Below are 15,980 nucleotides of genomic sequence, written 5' to 3'. Positions count from 1 at the left end.
CTCCTGCATGGAGACGTGATTAGATCACAGACGATCAGCCTGTTCAAATTTCATTAACAAAGTGCGATCCCGCCCTGGGCTCTTGGCATGGCAGGCATGCCGCGCCGCCGCGGGGAATTACAGCGGGAAGAAGAACGCGATCTTATGGTCCAGGGTAAACCACTTGGGATAGCTGACCTTGATATTCATGTTGTTGCTCATCCAATTGATATTAACAACGCCAAATAACAGCACCCATTATGGTGGGGAGCGCTATATGATCAATTGTAATATGAGCAAAGTGGGATGGCGCTAACAATTTGGCGGGGGATTTTTATACAGCTTATTATCGCCAATCCGAAAGATCCCCCCATCATCCACCTTTTGCCCTTTCCCCCTCAGTGGCTCAGCCAGGGCAGCCGCTGCAACAACTCGTAGCGGTCAGGGATCGGTGTCTGGCTGACCCAGAGATCCAGCAAGCCGTAAGCGAGCAGCGGCAACACCAGCAGCAACAGACAGAGCAGCCCCAGCAGTTGGCGGGGGGCGAGTCGCTGCCCTTGCGTGCCAAGATGCAGGGCATCGGCCCGCTTGGGGCAGGCGGCCACGCAGCTCTGGCAACTGGTGCACTCGAGATTGCGCACCGCGATGAGCTGGTGCACCTGGATGCGCGAGGGGCAGGCCCGGCTGCACTTGTCGCAGTCGTGGCCCGCACTTCGCAGGCAGCGGGCCGGGTCGCGGCGAATGCGCAGTGGGGTCAGCAGGCCGAGCAGGGCGAACCAGGCGCCGTAGGGGCAGAGGTAGCGACAGAACCCTTGCCGGAAGGTGGCGGTGAGCAGCAGCACCCAGCCAAGGCACAGGCCCGAGATCAGGGTCAGGTTGAAGAAGAAGGCCCCCATCTTCATGTCCGCCGCCTGATGGTAGGGGCTGGCGAGGTAGCCGGGCAGGGCGGCGGCGGGTACCGCCAGCAATATGATGAAGAGCAGAAAGCCGAGCACCAGAAACTTCTGGCCGCGCAACACGGCATCGAGCCAGCGCGGCGGGGTCCACTCCCCCGGCAACAGGCGCGAGCGCAGGCCGTGCAGCCACTCCCCCACCAGCCCGAGCGGGCAGAACCAGGCACAAAACGCCCGACCCAGCAGCAGGGCCGACAGGGAGAGCACCAGCACGGTGACGGTGGCCGCCGGGTGGTGGGGGTCCGTCAGCCCCTGCCCGAGCCAGGCCCGCAGCCCGAGACCACCTGCGATGGGCAGGAAACCGTCCACCACGTCGGGGCGCACCAGCCAGGGGGTCATCCCCAGCCCCAACTGTCCGATATGAACAACATATTGAACCGCCACCAACACCCAACACAGCAGCAATAGCTGCCTGGTGGCCGTTCTGAGACGTTGACTGTCTATGTGGGCCAGCATGAGTAGGGGGCGATAGCGCAGCCAGAGCGCCAGGGTCGTGGCCACCAGCCCCAGTGCGAGCCAGAGTACCGAATCCGCCACCAGCAGCCAGAGCGCGGCGGCCAACAGCAGAGAGAGCGTCCAGCCCCAACCGCTGCGGCCCTGCCACAACAACAGAACCAGATAGACCAGACCCGAGGTCATGGTCAGGGCTTCCAACAGGCTCATGCTTCCCTCACAGTGCTCATCCGAATCGAGGGGGCAGGATAACCAACATCTGAGTTGATGATTTTGATCTGCATGGGCAGAGGGGGCATTTGCCCGCTCCGCCCCCTCAGCCTTAAACCCCGTTATTTGCGGCTGTGGAACAGCGGCTGGTCGGATTCGGCCTGCTCGGCCCAGAAGTGGATGTTGAAGCGGGCATCCTCCGACAGCTCTACCCTGTGCCAGTACTGGGGCGGGCTGGTGGCAAACTCCCCGGCCCGGATCACCAGGCTCAGCTCGGGCTCTTCGGCCTGCTCATCGGCAAAGCCGTGATAGGTGACGGTGCCCTCCATCACGCAGAGCTGGCCGAACACCCCGGCCGCGGTGTTGTGGTGGGTGAGCAGGGCCTGGGGCACATTCTGGCGGGTGAAGAAGGGGGTGGAGCGGCGCACTACCCAGTGAGACGGAATCAGTTGCATGGCCATATCGGTTCTCCTCGCGTGGCCGGGTCGACCCGGCCGGTGCAATGAAAGGGGTTAACGGGGCAGCTGACGCAGCAGCGGGAAGGCGGCGCTCATCTGGTCGCCCCCCACCACGAAGCCGCACAGCTCGCCGGCTTGATCGCGCGCCTCGGCCACCATGCCGTGGCTGTTCCAGCGGCACTGCCAGGCGAGATCCTCGCCCTTGGTGCGGCCGGCCAACTGCAAGGGATAACGCGGCGTCTTCACCTTCACCAGCATGGGCGGCAGGGTCAGCGGGGTCGGCGTGCCGAGCAGGGTGCGCGCCAGCGCATTGGCCCCCAGCACTATGGGTTGCAGGAAGGGGAGCAGCTGGCCCCGCCACTGCACGCAATCCCCCAGTGCGAAGATATGGGGATCGCTGGTCTGCAGCCGATCATCGACCAGGATGCCGCGCTCCACTGCCAGCCCGGCCCCACGGGCCAGGGCCTGATTCGGCCGCAGGCCGATCGCGGCGATCACCAGATCCTGCTCGCTGATGCGCCCATCGGTCAGGGTGACGCGCCAGCCATCCCCCGGCTGGGCATCTATCCTGGCGAGACCCGTCCCGAACTGCAGACTGACCCCCTGGGTGCGCAGGGCCTGTTGCAGCGGCTCGGTCAGGGCGGCGGGCAGCAGGGCGCTTAAGGGGCTGTCGGCCAGATCCACCAGCGTCACCTCTTTTCCTGCGCTCGCCATGTCCATCGCCAGCTCGCAGCCGATGAGCCCCGCCCCCAGCACCAGGATGCGGCGGGCCTGGCGCAGTTGCGCCTCGATGGCGGCGAACTCCTGCTGGCTGTTGAGGGTGACCAGGGATTCGCTGCCCGGCAGATCGGGGCGCGCCGCACTGGCACCGGTGGCCAGCACCAGCTGGCCGTAGGGGAATTCCCCTCGTTCGGTCAGCACCAACCGCCGGGCAGGGTCGATGCCATGCACCGGGCAGTGGGGCAGCAGCGCGATGCGCTGCTGCTCGGCAAAATCGCTGCCGCTAAGGCGAGTCATGGCTGCGGCAGGGCAGCCCCGACTCACCACGTGGCTCAAGTCGGGCTTGTTGTACTCATCGCCGCTGTCGGCGGTGATGAGGCGGATGGGCTGCTCGGCGTTAAGCTTGCGCAGGCTCTTGACCAGTTGCTGGGCAGCGAAGCCGCTGCCGATCACCACTATCTCCCGGCTGATGCCGGCGTCACTCTGCGTTGCTGCGCTCATACACAGGCCTCCACGGCGCAGGGTTCAAATACCTCCTTGCCGATGCCGCAGCCGGGGCAGAGGAAGCTCTCCGGCACCTGGGCCCAGGGGGTGCCCGGCGCCACCAGCTGATCCGGCTCACCCTGGGCCGGGTCATAGACCCACTGGCAGACGGTGCAGAGCATGGCCTGGTCGTCATCCCATTCGGCGGCGGCCGCTGCGGCTTGCGGCTCAACAGCAGGCATCGCGGGGACGGGCGTCACGGTTGTCTGGGTTGTGGTGATCGGGCGGGGTGCGTCCAGCGGGTGTAACGCCCACTGACGGGCGAGCTGGCGGCCGTGTTCGCGGCATTCCGCCAGCGCCGAGCCATCCGGCCGCCACTTGGCCTTGAGGGAGAGGCTGATGTCAAAGCCTGCATCCATCAATCGGGTCTGGATCCGGTCCACCGCACCACCTGTCCAGCCGTAGCTGCCGAAGGCCGAGGCGCGCTTGTTACGGAAGCGCAGGCCGGTGATCTCTTCGAGCATGCCCGCCACCTTGGGCATCATGACGTTGTTCATGGTGGAGGAACCCACCAGTATCCCCTTGGAGCGGAACACCTGGGTCAGAATCTCGTTCTTGTCGTGGCGGGCCACGTTGTAGATCTTCACCGCCACGCCGGGGTCCACCTCGTGGATGCCCTGGGCGATGGCGTCGGCCATCATGCGGGTGTTGTTGGACATGGAGTCGTAGAACAAGGTGATGCGATCTTCCTGATAGTGGTCGGCCCACTCCAGGTATTTCAGGATGATCTGGGTGGGGTCCTCGCGCCAGACGATGCCGTGGGAGGTGGCCACCATACTCACCGGCAGGTTGAAGCCGAGCACCTCCTTGATCTTGGCGGTCACCAGGGGGCTGAAGGGGGTGAGGATGTTGGCGTAGTAGCGCTGGCACTGCTCCATCAGCTCGGTCTGATCCACCTCGTCGTTGAACAGGTGCTCGTCGCAGTAGTGCTGGCCGAAGGCGTCGTTGGAGAACAGCACCGCATCCTCGGTCATGTAGGTCATCATGCTGTCGGGCCAGTGCAGCATGGGGGTCTCGATGAACACCAGCTGCTTGCCGTTGCCGATGTCCAGGCTGTCACCGGTCTTGACCGGGTGGAAGTTCCACTCCGGGTGGTGATGATGGCCGGTGATGGAGTCGATGGCGTTGTGGGTGCAGTAGATGGGGGTGCCGGGGATGCGGGCCATCAGCTCGGTCAGGGCGCCGGCGTGATCCTCCTCGGCGTGGTTGATCACCACGTAGTCGATGGCGGCGAGATCGATCTCGGCCGCCAGGTTCTGCACGAACTCCCGGCTGAACTTGTGATCGACGGTGTCGATCAGCACGTTTTTCCCTTCGCGGATCAGGTAGCTGTTGTAGCTGGTGCCCTTGTGGGTCTTGTACTCGGTGCCGTGAAAGTCGCGTACCTCCCAGTCCCGTTGGCCGACCCAGTGGATGTTGTTCTTGACGTGAATGCTCATCAGGCAGTTCCTCGAATGCAATAGTGGATGTTCAACTGAACCAGCTATTGCAGCGGACGTGCCAAAATGTAACTCGTTGTTTTTAATGGTTTCGCATATCACACATTGTCATTATGACACCATGCCTTTATAGTCAAAATCACAAACACACTGTCATTTGGACAATTATCGTGATCTCGACCGACAGCCTGGCGCGCATCGCCCTCGACCTGCAACTCGGCATCTCCCATCAGGACCGCTTCCACCGCCTGATCCAGAGCGTGCGCAGCCTGCTGAAATCGGATGCCTCGGCCCTGCTGCGCTACGAGGGGGGCCAGTTCATCCCGCTGGCCATCGACGGCCTGATGCAGGACGTGCTGGGCCGCCGCTTCGCCCTCAAGGATCACCCGCGCCTCGAGGCCATCGCCCGCGCCGGGGATGTGGTGCGCTTCCCTGCCGACAGCACCCTGCCCGACCCCTATGACGGCCTGCTGCCGGATCACGACGACTTCAAGGTACACGCCTGCGTCGGCCTGCCGCTCTTCTCGGATCAGGCGCTGATCGGCGCCCTGACCATAGACGGCATGAACCCGACCCAGTTCGACGGCATCAGCGACGAGGAGCTGCGGCTGGTGGGGGCTCTGGCCGCCGCCGCCCTCGACAACGCCCTGCTGCTGGAGCGGCTCGCCCGCCAGAGCAGCGAGCCCCTGGTCCCCGGCACCCGGCCCGGCCCTGAGCAGCCGGAGATGATAGGGCACTCCCCCGCCATGGCCCGGTTGCGCCACGAGATAGACGTGGTGGCAAGCTCCGAGCTGAACGTGCTGATTTTGGGGGAGACCGGGGTCGGCAAGGAGCTGATCGCCAAGGCGGTGCATGGCGGCTCGCCCCGCGCCCATGCCCCCCTGGTCTATCTCAACTGCGCCGCCCTGCCCGAATCCGTGGCCGAGAGCGAGCTGTTCGGCCACGTGAAGGGGGCCTTCACCGGCGCCATCCACAATCGGGCGGGCAAGTTCGAGCTGGCGGACAAGGGCACTCTGTTTCTCGACGAGATAGGGGAGCTGTCGCTGGCGCTGCAGGCCAAGCTGCTGCGGGTGCTGCAATACGGCGATCTGCAGCGGATCGGTGACGACACCCCGCTCAAGGTGAATGTGCGCATCCTGGCGGCCACCAACCGGGATCTGAAACAGGCGGTGGTCGAGGGGCAGTTTCGGGCCGACCTCTACCACCGGCTGAGCGTCTTCCCGATCCACGCCCCGGCACTGCGGGAACGTCCGGGCGACATTCCCCTGCTGGCCGGTTACTTTTGCGAGCGCTGCCGGCTCGGCCTGGGGCTGGAGCAGCTGCGTATCCAGCCACAGGCGCTGCAACTGCTCGAGCGCCACGACTGGCCCGGCAACGTGCGGGAGCTGGAGCACGCCATCCACCGCGCCGCCGTGCTGGCCAGGGCCGAACAGGGCAGCCCCTCGCCGACCCTGAAACCCCACCACTTCAACCTGGGACCGACGGGCTCATCCCTTCCCGCCGACACCGTCAGCCAGCCCGCCTCTCCGGCCATTGCCGGCCTGGGCCTGCGCGCCGCCACCGATCTGTTCCAGCGCCAACTCATCGAGCAGACCCTGACGGCCCATGACGGCAACTGGGCCGCCAGCGCCCGGGCGCTGGATCTGGACGGCGGCAACCTGCACCGCCTCGCCAGGCGGCTCGGTCTCAAGGCCTGACGCCCCCAGATACGAGAGGGGCCCAAAAACAGAAACCCCCTCGCTGGCGAGGGGGTTTCTTGTTCATGGCACCCGTGGCGCCGTCAGCGCAGGGACTTGACCGAGCGGCGGACGATAAGCTCGGGCTGCACCGTCATGGACTCCACTTCCAGCTCCTTGTTGCGGATCCGGCTCACCAGTTGCTGCACCGCCAGCAGGCCGAGTTCGGCCTTGGGGTGGCGGATGGTGGTGAGCGGCGGGCTGGAGAAGCGCGCCATCTCCACGTCGTCATAACCGATCATGGAGATATCGTCCGGCACCTTGACCCCGGCCTCCCAGGCGGCGCAGATGGCACCGATGGCCATGGGATCGTCGAAGGCAAAGACCGCGGTCGGGCGAGGGGTGAGGGCCAGGATGCGCTGCATGGCATCGAAGCCGCTCTGGCTCTCGTAGTCCCCTTCGAAGATCTGCTCTTCTTTCAGGGTCATCCCCTGTTCAGCTAGGGCATCGCGCACCCCGTCCAGCCGTTGCTGGGTAGTCGGCTTGGCGAGATGGCCGGTGATGCAGACGATGTTGGTGTGGCCCTGCTCCAGCAGATGGCGCACCGCCAGACGCGCGCCGATGCGGGCGTTGTCGTTGATCACGTTGGCGAAATCGCACTCGTTGCCCCAGTCCAGCACCACCTGCGGCACCTTCTTGTGGATACGCAGCATGTCCCTGAACTGGGTGTCGATATCGGTCCCCAGCACCAGCAGACCGTCCACCCGCTTCTCCATCAGCATGCGCAGATAGTGCTGCTGGCGTGGCGGCTGGTTCTCGGTGTTGCACAGGATCAGGCTGTAACCCTGCTCGAAGCAGTAGGCTTCCACCCCCTGTACCACTTCCGCGAAGAAGGGGTTGGCACTGGTGGTCACCAGCATGCCGATGGTCTTGGTCGAATTGATCTTGAGACTGCGCGCCACCGAGTTGGGCGCGTAGTTCAGCTCTGCCACCGCCTCAAGCACTTTCTGGGTTGCGTCTTCGCTGACCCGACGGGTGTGATTGAGTACATGTGAGACGGTGGAGATGGATACGCCTGCGCGCGAGGCGACATCCTTGATAGTTGCCATCTCTGTCTCCTGAATAACAAAGGCGGAACAGTAGCAGATTTCCCGAATAAAGGCTTGGTTTTAACGGGCGCTGCCAGTGAATTATCAATGCTGGCTAATCTATGCGGTCATTTCTTTTTGCGCAAACGGATTTTGGTCAAAATGAGAGCGGATGCAGAATGAAATATCGTCAGTTTTTTACTCTGGAAATTGTCACCATGACAATTTGTTATCTGTATGTTGCACCACTTTGACGACATTAAACTCCAGTAAACAGCAATAAACTGCGTGTTAGTTTCACAAAACCTCTCTCACACCTGCTCCGGTTAGTATCTTTAACATCTTGTTATTGCCCGGCGAGGAATGATAGAACCTTATCTATCGCCGGGCTGGCGGGACACAGGCTCGGAATGACGTGCATAAAATGAAACAATTCACTGATTAAGGGACGAATCAATGCATAACTTCAGCAAAATGGCAGTCAGAGCAGCGGTTTCTTTGGCTCTGTTTGGATCAGTTTCCATGGCCAATGCGGCCGATACCATCAAGATCGGCATTGCCGGCCCCCTGACCGGCCCGGTCGCCCAGTACGGTGACATGCAGTTCACCGGCGGCAAGATGGCGGTCGAGCAGATCAACAAGGCGGGCGGCATCAAGGGCAAGCAGATCGAAGCCGTCATCTATGACGATGCCTGCGATCCCAAGCAGGCCGTGGCCATCGCCAACAAGGTGATCAACGACGGCGTCAAGTTCGTGGTCGGCCACCTCTGCTCCGACAACACCCTGCCCGCCTCCGACATCTATGAAGATGAAGGGGTCCTGATGGTCACCCCCGCCTCCACCAACCCCAAGATCACCGAGCGCGGTTACCAGCTGACCCTGCGCACCATCGGTCTGGACAGCGACCAGGGCCCGACCGCCGCCAAGTACATCATCGAGCAGGTCAAACCCCAGCGCGTGGCCGTCATCCACGACAAGAAACAGTACGGTGAAGGCATCGCCTCCAGCGTGAAAGCCGCGCTGGACAAGGCCGGCGTCAAGGTCGTTGCCTATGAGGGCATCACCGCCGGCGACAAGGACTTCTCCGCCCTGATCGCCAAGCTGCAAAAAGAGAACGTCGACTTCGTCTACTACGGCGGCTACCACCCCGAGCTGGGTCTGATCCTGCGCCAGGCTGGCGAGAAGGGTCTGAAGGCCAAGTTCATGGGTCCGGAAGGCGTGGGCAACAAGGACATCTCCGCCATCGGCGGCCCGGCTTCCGAAGGCCTGCTGGTGACCCTGCCGAACAAATATGACCTGGTGCCGGCCAACGCCTCCATAGTGGAAGCGTTCAAGGCCAAGGGTCAGGACTCCTCCGGTCCGTTCGTCTGGACCACCTACGCCGCCATGCAGGCCCTGGCGGCCGGTATCGCCAAGGCGGGCGAGGATGATCCGGCTGCCGTCGCTGCCGCCATCAAGGCTGCACCGATCGACACCGTGATGGGCCCCCTGACCTGGGCGCCGAACGGTGACCTGAAAGGCTTCGAATTCGGTGTGTTCCAGTGGCACGCCGACGGTACCTCCACTCAACTCAAATAATCTGCCGGTCGGGGTGACGTGAGTCACCCCTCCTTTCTTTGCGGGCAAGTACACAGGGAACGCGGTATGTCCGAACACCTTCTTTATCTGGTTCAGCAGTTGCTGAACGGATTGACCATAGGCAGCACCTATGCGTTGATCGCCATCGGCTACACCATGGTCTACGGCATCATCGGCATGATCAACTTCGCCCACGGCGAGGTCTACATGATCGGCTCCTATGTCGCCTTCATGGTGATGGCCGGGCTCATGATGATGGGCATCGACAGCACCGTGCTGCTGCTGGGGGGCGCCTTCCTGGTCAGCATCATCATCACCGGCAGCTATGGCTGGTCCATAGAACGGGTGGCCTATCGTCCACTGCGGGGCGGCAACCGCCTGATCCCCCTCATCTCCGCCATCGGCATGTCGATCTTCCTGCAGAACATGATGCGGATGGCCCAGGGCTCGCGTGACATCGCCATGCCCACTCTGATCTCCGGGGGCTGGACCCTCGGCGGCGAGGATGGCTTCCAGGCCAGCCTCTCCTACATGCAGCTCATCATCTTCGTGGTGACCTTCGTCACCATGCTGGCGTTGACCCAGTTCATCGGCCGCTCCCGCATGGGGCGTGCCTGCCGTGCCTGTTCCGAAGACATCAAGATGGCCAACCTGCTGGGGATAGACACCCACGTGGTCATCTCCATCACCTTCGTGCTGGGGGCCGCCCTGGCCGCCGTCGCGGGGGTGCTGCTCGGCATGTACTACGGTGTCATCAACCCCTATCTCGGCTTCATGGCGGGCTTGAAGGCCTTCACCGCCGCGGTATTGGGCGGCATCGGCAGCATTCCCGGTGCCGTACTGGGCGGCCTGCTGCTCGGCGTGGTGGAAGCGCTCACCGCGGGCTATCTCAGCACCGAGTACAAGGATGTGATGGCCTTTGCCCTGCTCATCTTCGTGTTGCTCTTCATGCCCACCGGCATCCTGGGTCGTCCGGAGGTCGAGAAGGTATGAAAAACCAATCTATGCATGCCCTCGTGCTGCTGTTCATGACCATCACTGGCATTCTCGGCCGTCCGGAAGTGGAGAAAGTCTGATGAAACGTCAATTTATCCATGCCTGCATCGCCAGCCTGGTGCTGCTGGTGCTCTCCTTCTGGCTGCTCGGCTTCAAGCTGGAGACCGATGGCTCCCGCCTGCTGGTGGTGAGCCGCCTCGATGTGTCGCTGGCCTGGCTGCTGGGGGGCGCCACCATCGTCTTCTGGTTCCAGATGCTGCGCGGCCAGATAAGCCGCCTGTTCCAGGCCTCCATCAGCGGCTTCTCCGTCGGCTTCACCAAGCTGGTGCTGCCAAGCCCCGAAGAGGCCCCCAAGCTCTATAACCTCACCGCCGTGCTGGTGCTGCTGTTTGCGGTGAGCTGGCCCTTCATGGCCTCTCGCGGCGCCATCGATCTGGCCACCCTCACCCTGATTTACATCATGCTGGGGCTGGGACTGAACGTGGTGGTGGGCCTCGCCGGTCTGCTCGACCTCGGCTATGTCGGCTTCTATGCGGTCGGCGCCTACAGCTACGCCCTGCTCAACACCTACTTCGGTCTGAGCTTCTGGGAGTGTCTGCCCATCGCAGGTCTGCTGGCGGCCACCTTCGGCTTCCTGCTCGGGTTCCCGGTGCTGCGGCTGCGGGGGGACTACCTGGCCATCGTCACCCTGGGCTTTGGCGAGATCATCCGCATCCTGCTCAACAACATGACCACCCTGACCGGCGGTCCGAACGGGATCTCCGGCATTCCGAAACCGACCCTGGGGGGCCTGGAGTTCAACCGCACCGTCAAGGATGGGGGCTTTGGCACCTTCCACGACTTCTTCGGCATCGCCTACAACGCCAACCACAAGGTGATCTTCCTCTACCTGATGGCCCTGGTGCTGGTAGTGGCGACCCTGTTCGTCATCAACCGCCTGCTGCGCATGCCGCTCGGCCGTGCCTGGGAGGCGCTGCGGGAAGACGAGATCGCCTGCAAGTCCCTGGGGCTCAACCCCACCATCATCAAGCTGACCGCCTTCACCATAGGCGCCTGCTTCGCGGGCTTTGCCGGCAGCTTCTTCGCCTCACGCCAGGGCTTCATCAGCCCGGAATCCTTCGTCTTCATCGAGTCGGCCATCGTTCTTGCGATTGTGGTGCTGGGGGGCATGGGATCCCAGATCGGGGTGGTGCTGGCGGCCATCGTGATGACGGTGCTGCCGGAGCTCGCCCGCGAGTTCAACGAATATCGCATGCTGATGTTCGGTCTCTTGATGGTATTCATGATGATCTGGCGGCCGCAGGGACTGCTGCCCATGAGTCGACCCCATATGGAGCTGCGTAAATGAGCAACAATCAACCATTGTTGGATGTCTCAGATCTGTCGATGCGCTTTGGCGGCCTGCTCGCGGTCAACGGCGTCAAGCTGGATGTGGAAAAGGGGGAGGTGATCTCCATCATCGGCCCCAACGGGGCGGGCAAGACCACCATCTTCAACTGCCTGACCGGCTTCTATCGCCCGAGTGGCGGTGTCATTCGCTACAAGGGTGAGGAGATCCAGGGGTTGCCCGGCCACCTCATCGCCCGCAAGGGCATAGTGCGGACTTTCCAGCACGTGCGCCTGTTCAAGGAGATGACGGCGGTGGAAAACCTGCTGGTGGCCCAGCACAGGCATCTCAATACCGGCTTCATCGCCGGCCTGTTCAAGACCCCCTCCTTCCGCCGTGCCGAGAAAGAGGGGTTGGAGCAGTCCGCCTTCTGGCTGGAAAAGGTGGGCCTCAAGGATCTCGCCAACCGCGCCGCGGGCAACCTGGCTTACGGCCAGCAGCGCCGCCTCGAGATCGCCCGCTGCATGGCGACCCGGCCCGAACTGCTGATGCTGGATGAACCGGCCGCAGGCCTCAACCCCAAGGAGACCGACGAGCTCAACGAGCTCATCTCCAACCTGAGGGACGAGTTCGGGGTCTCGGTGCTGCTGATCGAGCACGACATGAAGCTGGTGATGGAGATCTCCAACCGCATCTTCGTGGTCAACCAGGGCACCCCGCTGGCCCACGGCAAACCGGACGAAATCCGCAGCAATCCGGCGGTGATCAAGGCCTATCTGGGCGAGTCGTAAGGACAAAAAGATGTTAGAACTTCGCAACGTATCGACCCACTACGGCAAAATTCAGGCGCTGCACGACGTCAGCGTCGAGGTGAAAGAGGGGGAAATCGTCACCCTGATCGGCGCCAACGGCGCCGGCAAGACCACTCTGCTGATGACCCTGTGTGGCGAGCCCAAGCCCAGCAGCGGTTCCATCTGGTTCGAGGGGGAGCAGATAGACTCTCTCACCACCGCCCGCATCATGCGCAAGGACATCGCCGTGGTGCCGGAGGGGCGCCGCATCTTCGCCCGCCTCACGGTGGAGGAGAACCTGCTGATGGGGGCCTTCTTCGTCGACAAGGCGGAGCAGCGCGGCCTGCTGGATCAGATATTTACCTTGTTCCCCCGCCTGCAGGAGCGGCTGGAGCAGCGGGCAGGCACCATGTCCGGCGGCGAGCAGCAGATGCTGGCCATCGGCCGCGCCCTGATGAGCAAGCCGCGCCTGCTGCTGCTTGATGAACCCTCCCTCGGATTGGCGCCCATCGTCATCCAGCAGATCTTCGACACCATAGAGCAACTGCGCCAGAAGGGGATGACCATCTTCCTGGTGGAGCAGAACGCGAACCAGGCGCTCAAGCTGGCGGATCGCGGCTATGTGCTGGAGAACGGCCGGGTGGTGCTGCAAGACACGGGAGAGGCCCTGCTGGCCAACCCCGCCGTCCGCCAGGCCTATCTCGGCGGCTGAGGATGCAGCAACCATCGTCACCCTTCCCCTGCCGCGCTCCCCGAGCCAGGCAGGGGAACAGCCCCCCGCCGAGGAGTACATCGTGAGCCGTGCGCGGGCGACGCAGGATCAGCACCACTTCTGGCACGATCCCGCCCTGCCCTTCATCGAGGCGCGGGCGGTGCAGGATGGCCGGCGCGTCTGCTACGACAAGCACAGCCACCCCCACTTCTCCATCAGCGCCATCACCGGCGGCCACAGCCACTACCTCAACCAGCGCAGCCTGCAAGAGGTCGGCCGCGGCAGCCTGGTGTTGATGAACCCGGAAGAGGTGCACGCCTGCAATCCCGTCGCGGACCAGCCCTGGTCCTATCTGATGTTCTACATCGACAACCTCTGGTTGCAGCGCCAGCAGGAGGAGGCCGGGCTCGGCAACGCGTTTCGCCCCTTCGACATGACCGCAAGCCGGGATCCCCTGCTCTACCAGGGGCTCTGCCGGCTTCATCGGCAACTGGTGGAGGAGCCGGATCCCCTGGCTCGCGAAGTGGCCTGCCACCTCTTCAGCCGCCAGCTTCTGGCCAGGCTCACCCCGGCCAAGTGGGATGACCGCCCTCCCCGGCACCTGCAGCGAGCCGCCGAGCTGATGCAGGACGAGAGTGCCTGCGCCCTCACCCTGGCACAGCTGAGTGCGGTGGCCGGGCTTACCCCTTCCCACTTCGTGCGCGCCTTCAGCCGCCACTACGGCATGACGCCCCACGCCTACCTGCTCGATCAGCGCATTCGCCACGCCCGCACCCTGCTGCGCCAGGGGCAGCCCCTGGCGGAAGTGGCCCTTGCCAGCGGTTTTGCCGATCAGGCCCACTTCCAGCGCCAGTTCAAACGCCGGGTGGCCGCCACCCCGGGCCAGTACAAAGCGCAGCTCGTCCCTCAGGACGAGCGCACCAGATAGGCGGCGCTGAGCAGCAGCAAGAGCGCCATGGCCCGATTGAACCAGCGCAATCGGCGAGGAGAGACCAGCCACCCCTGCAATCGGCTGCCCGCATAGGCCCAGCAGGCGATGGAGCCGAGGCAGATCACCAGATAGATGCCGGTAAAGAGGGCGATCTGGCTCATGCCGCCCGCGATCCCATAGGCTCCCATCCCCATGCTGGCGGCGAGCCAGGCCTTGGGATTGAGCCACTGCATCAAGGCCCCGTACCAGAAAGCGGGGGGCACACCCTCTACTTCCTTCACCTCGCCGCTGTCCACCAGCAACTGCCAGGCCATCCAGCCGAGAAAGAGCACGCCGCCCCAGTGAATGGCCCCCAGCGCCACAGGCCAGCGGGACAGGGCGCCGCCAAGACCCAGCCCCATCAGCAGGAGCAGCAGGATGAAGCCGAGGGTGGCCCCCACCACGTGGCGCAGGCTGGCCGTGAAACCGTACCGGGCGCCGGTGCCAAGGGCGACCAGATTCACCGGCCCCGGGGAGATGGACATGGCCAGGGCAAACCCGGCCATGGATAACAGCAGACTGAATTCCATGGATGATGCTCATTCAATTGAGGGAAGCCCGAGCCTACCCGGCCCGGGCGGCCCGATATTGAAGAAAATTGCGATCCCCTGGATGCCGCCTCCATTGCACACTTAGCGCAAACCGCCGCTTGCGGTAAACTGCCCTTCAACCTTCCATTTTCAGGACATCTCAATGGACCAGTTTGCCCATATCAGCGCCCATGATGCCCACCAGAAGCTGAGCGCAGGCGAAGCCCGTCTCGTGGACATTCGCGATCCCCAATCCTTCGAGACGGCCCACGCAGTCGGCGCCTTCCACCTTACCAACGGCACCCTGGTTCGCTTTATGAACGAGGTGGACTTCGATACCCCTGTCATCGTGATGTGCTATCACGGCAACAGCAGCCAGGGGGCGGCCCAGTACCTGCTGCAACAAGGCTATGACGAGGTCTATAGCCTGGATGGCGGTTTCGAGGCCTGGCGCAGGGAGTTCCCCATCCAGGCGGGGGACGCATGACAGAGGCGGGTCGCTCCTCCTCAACCGGCATGATCCAACTGCTGGTGCTGGGTGACGCCCGCATGGCCCAGGCGCTGGTGGATTATCTCGCTACCCTGGGCATTCCGTGCGAGCTGACCCAGTCAGAGCTTGGCGTCTCGGTCTGGCTGGCAGACGAACGGCGCCTCGCCCAGGCCCAGCAGGAGGTCAAGCGCTTCCTGAGCGAACCCAATCACCCCCGCTACATGGAGGCCTCCTGGCAATCCGGCCATGCCGATGCCCGGATCGACTACAGCAAGGGGATGACGGATCCGGTCACCGATTTCCTCCACCAGGCGGGCCCCCTGACCCTGGTGGTCATCATCGCCTGCCTGGCCATCTACGCTCTGGATGCCATCGGCCTGCCCATCTTCGACGAGCTCGCCTTCCACCCCACCCTGGCCCAGTTCACCGACTGGCAGGCCTGGCGCTACGTCACCCCGGCCTTCATCCACTTCTCGGTGCTGCACCTGGTGTTCAACCTGTTGTGGTGGTGGTATCTCGGTGGCCAGATAGAGCAGCGCCTCGGCAGCGGCAAGCTGTTCATCCTGCTCATCGTCGGGGCTGCCCTGCCCAATATCGCCGAGTTCTTTGTCAGCGGCCCGCGCTTTGGCGGCCTCTCCGGGGTGGTCTATGCCCTGCTCGGCTACAGCTGGCTGCGAACCAGGCTGCAACCGGATTGCGGCCTCGCCATGCCGCCAGCCCTGATGGGCTTCATGCTGGTCTGGCTGGTACTCGGCTTCCTGGACATGCTCGGCACCCCCACCGCCAACATGGCCCATTTGGTCGGCCTGCTGGTCGGCCTTGCCCAGGGCTGGCTGGACAGGCACCACAGGCCGGGGTGAGGCCTGGTTGCCGGCAACGGCTCGGCAACCAAAGCGACCACCAACATGGCTCACCTGGCGGGTCTGCTGGTCGGCCTTGCCCAAGGCTGGCTGGACAGGCACCACAGGCCAGCCTGAGCCGATTTGCCATAAAAAAAGGTTCATCGCGGCTTTCCGGGGAAGGCCGCCTTGATTTTCAGAAAAAAGTATTCTGAGTCCCTAAATCCA

Annotated in this window: 16 protein-coding genes; 9 read left to right on the top strand and 7 right to left on the bottom strand. The window is 63.4% G+C overall.

Going from position 1 to position 15,980, the window contains the following annotated elements:
- Nucleotides 1–117: 117 nt before the first annotated feature.
- The 5 genes from tnaC to norV all read right to left on the bottom strand — a co-directional run bounded on the left by tnaC (nt 118) and on the right by norV (nt 4,755).
- Complete coding sequence (gene tnaC / locus OKB81_RS20865; RefSeq protein ID WP_223302601.1) at nt 118–189, bottom strand: tryptophanase leader peptide; 72 nt, start codon at nt 187–189, stop codon at nt 118–120.
- Between the two features lie 188 nt (nt 190–377).
- A complete protein-coding gene (locus OKB81_RS13945; RefSeq protein WP_052814748.1) occupies nt 378–1,595 on the bottom strand; it encodes a 4Fe-4S binding protein in 1,218 nt (405 codons plus the stop codon).
- A gap of 122 nt (nt 1,596–1,717) precedes the next feature.
- Nucleotides 1,718–2,056, bottom strand: coding sequence for a DUF1971 domain-containing protein (locus OKB81_RS13940; protein WP_042864709.1), 339 nt, complete (start codon nt 2,054–2,056; stop codon nt 1,718–1,720).
- Nucleotides 2,057–2,107: 51 nt separating this feature from the next.
- Nucleotides 2,108–3,274, bottom strand: a complete 1,167-nt coding sequence (norW, locus tag OKB81_RS13935) for an NADH:flavorubredoxin reductase NorW (RefSeq protein WP_053288905.1) — start codon at nt 3,272–3,274, stop codon at nt 2,108–2,110.
- Entirely contained in the window at nt 3,271–4,755 is a 1,485-nt protein-coding gene (norV, locus tag OKB81_RS13930; RefSeq protein WP_053288906.1) for an anaerobic nitric oxide reductase flavorubredoxin, read from the bottom strand. The genes norW and norV overlap by 4 nt, the downstream gene beginning before the upstream one ends.
- Nucleotides 4,756–4,925: 170 nt before the next feature.
- Between norV and norR the strand changes: the two genes are divergently transcribed.
- Entirely contained in the window at nt 4,926–6,452 is a 1,527-nt protein-coding gene (gene norR / locus OKB81_RS13925) for a nitric oxide reductase transcriptional regulator NorR (protein WP_053288907.1), read from the top strand.
- An 83-nt stretch (nt 6,453–6,535) separates the two neighbouring features.
- On the opposite strand, the gene OKB81_RS13920 is transcribed toward norR, so the two are convergent.
- Entirely contained in the window at nt 6,536–7,540 is a 1,005-nt protein-coding gene (locus OKB81_RS13920; protein WP_042017407.1) for a substrate-binding domain-containing protein, read from the bottom strand.
- A gap of 435 nt (nt 7,541–7,975) precedes the next feature.
- Here OKB81_RS13920 and OKB81_RS13915 point away from each other — a divergent pair, with 435 nt between their 5' ends.
- The 6 genes from OKB81_RS13915 (at nt 7,976) to OKB81_RS13890 (ending at nt 13,851) form a co-directional block, all read left to right on the top strand.
- Nucleotides 7,976–9,097, top strand: a complete 1,122-nt coding sequence (locus tag OKB81_RS13915) for a branched-chain amino acid ABC transporter substrate-binding protein (protein ID WP_053288908.1) — start codon at nt 7,976–7,978, stop codon at nt 9,095–9,097.
- Between the two features lie 66 nt (nt 9,098–9,163).
- Nucleotides 9,164–10,090 (top strand): high-affinity branched-chain amino acid ABC transporter permease LivH, encoded by a 927-nt coding sequence (gene livH / locus OKB81_RS13910; RefSeq protein WP_010672383.1) that lies wholly within the window; start codon nt 9,164–9,166, stop codon nt 10,088–10,090.
- A gap of 82 nt (nt 10,091–10,172) precedes the next feature.
- Nucleotides 10,173–11,441: a high-affinity branched-chain amino acid ABC transporter permease LivM gene (locus OKB81_RS13905; protein ID WP_039041002.1), complete on the top strand. Its 1,269-nt coding sequence runs from the start codon at nt 10,173–10,175 to the stop codon at nt 11,439–11,441.
- Nucleotides 11,438–12,211: a high-affinity branched-chain amino acid ABC transporter ATP-binding protein LivG gene (gene livG, locus OKB81_RS13900; RefSeq protein ID WP_010672381.1), complete on the top strand. Its 774-nt coding sequence runs from the start codon at nt 11,438–11,440 to the stop codon at nt 12,209–12,211. The genes OKB81_RS13905 and livG overlap by 4 nt, the downstream gene beginning before the upstream one ends.
- Nucleotides 12,212–12,221: 10 nt before the next feature.
- The gene (locus OKB81_RS13895; RefSeq protein WP_053288910.1) at nt 12,222–12,923 is read left to right on the top strand and encodes an ABC transporter ATP-binding protein; all 702 of its coding nucleotides are present in this window, start codon (nt 12,222–12,224) and stop codon (nt 12,921–12,923) included.
- An 82-nt stretch (nt 12,924–13,005) separates the two neighbouring features.
- Nucleotides 13,006–13,851: a helix-turn-helix transcriptional regulator gene (locus tag OKB81_RS13890; RefSeq protein ID WP_053288911.1), complete on the top strand. Its 846-nt coding sequence runs from the start codon at nt 13,006–13,008 to the stop codon at nt 13,849–13,851.
- On the opposite strand, the gene OKB81_RS13885 is transcribed toward OKB81_RS13890, so the two are convergent.
- Entirely contained in the window at nt 13,830–14,423 is a 594-nt protein-coding gene (locus OKB81_RS13885; RefSeq protein ID WP_053288912.1) for a LysE family translocator, read from the bottom strand. The genes OKB81_RS13890 and OKB81_RS13885 overlap by 22 nt on opposite strands.
- A gap of 163 nt (nt 14,424–14,586) precedes the next feature.
- Between OKB81_RS13885 and glpE the strand changes: the two genes are divergently transcribed.
- Both glpE and glpG read left to right on the top strand, forming a co-directional pair.
- Complete coding sequence (gene glpE, locus OKB81_RS13880) at nt 14,587–14,910, top strand: thiosulfate sulfurtransferase GlpE (protein ID WP_005307320.1); 324 nt, start codon at nt 14,587–14,589, stop codon at nt 14,908–14,910.
- Nucleotides 14,911–14,939: 29 nt separating this feature from the next.
- Nucleotides 14,940–15,773: a rhomboid family intramembrane serine protease GlpG gene (glpG, locus tag OKB81_RS13875; protein WP_029313427.1), complete on the top strand. Its 834-nt coding sequence runs from the start codon at nt 14,940–14,942 to the stop codon at nt 15,771–15,773.
- Nucleotides 15,774–15,980 lie beyond the last annotated feature (207 nt).

The organism is Aeromonas sp. QDB56, from assembly GCF_027705505.1.
Classification (GTDB): domain Bacteria; phylum Pseudomonadota; class Gammaproteobacteria; order Enterobacterales; family Aeromonadaceae; genus Aeromonas; species Aeromonas caviae.
The sequence above is the reverse complement of the archived record's forward strand: the minus strand, read 5'-3'. Positions and strand labels throughout refer to the sequence as shown.

Bases quoted from the DNA above. Each gene is read 5' to 3' on its own strand.
- OKB81_RS13895 (WP_053288910.1), top strand. From the start codon at position 12,222: ATGTTAGAACTTCGCAACGTATCGACCCACTACGGCAAAATTCAGGCG.
- OKB81_RS13915 (WP_053288908.1), top strand. From the start codon at position 7,976: ATGCATAACTTCAGCAAAATGGCAGTCAGAGCAGCGGTTTCTTTGGCT.
- glpG (WP_029313427.1), top strand. From the start codon at position 14,940: ATGATCCAACTGCTGGTGCTGGGTGACGCCCGCATGGCCCAGGCGCTG.
- livG (WP_010672381.1), top strand. From the start codon at position 11,438: ATGAGCAACAATCAACCATTGTTGGATGTCTCAGATCTGTCGATGCGC.
- OKB81_RS13920 (WP_042017407.1), bottom strand. From the start codon at position 7,540: ATGGCAACTATCAAGGATGTCGCCTCGCGCGCAGGCGTATCCATCTCC.
- OKB81_RS13945 (WP_052814748.1), bottom strand. From the start codon at position 1,595: ATGAGCCTGTTGGAAGCCCTGACCATGACCTCGGGTCTGGTCTATCTG.
- OKB81_RS13940 (WP_042864709.1), bottom strand. From the start codon at position 2,056: ATGGCCATGCAACTGATTCCGTCTCACTGGGTAGTGCGCCGCTCCACC.
- norV (WP_053288906.1), bottom strand. From the start codon at position 4,755: ATGAGCATTCACGTCAAGAACAACATCCACTGGGTCGGCCAACGGGAC.
- OKB81_RS13905 (WP_039041002.1), top strand. From the start codon at position 10,173: ATGAAACGTCAATTTATCCATGCCTGCATCGCCAGCCTGGTGCTGCTG.
- glpE (WP_005307320.1), top strand. From the start codon at position 14,587: ATGGACCAGTTTGCCCATATCAGCGCCCATGATGCCCACCAGAAGCTG.
- norW (WP_053288905.1), bottom strand. From the start codon at position 3,274: ATGAGCGCAGCAACGCAGAGTGACGCCGGCATCAGCCGGGAGATAGTG.
- livH (WP_010672383.1), top strand. From the start codon at position 9,164: ATGTCCGAACACCTTCTTTATCTGGTTCAGCAGTTGCTGAACGGATTG.
- OKB81_RS13885 (WP_053288912.1), bottom strand. From the start codon at position 14,423: ATGGAATTCAGTCTGCTGTTATCCATGGCCGGGTTTGCCCTGGCCATG.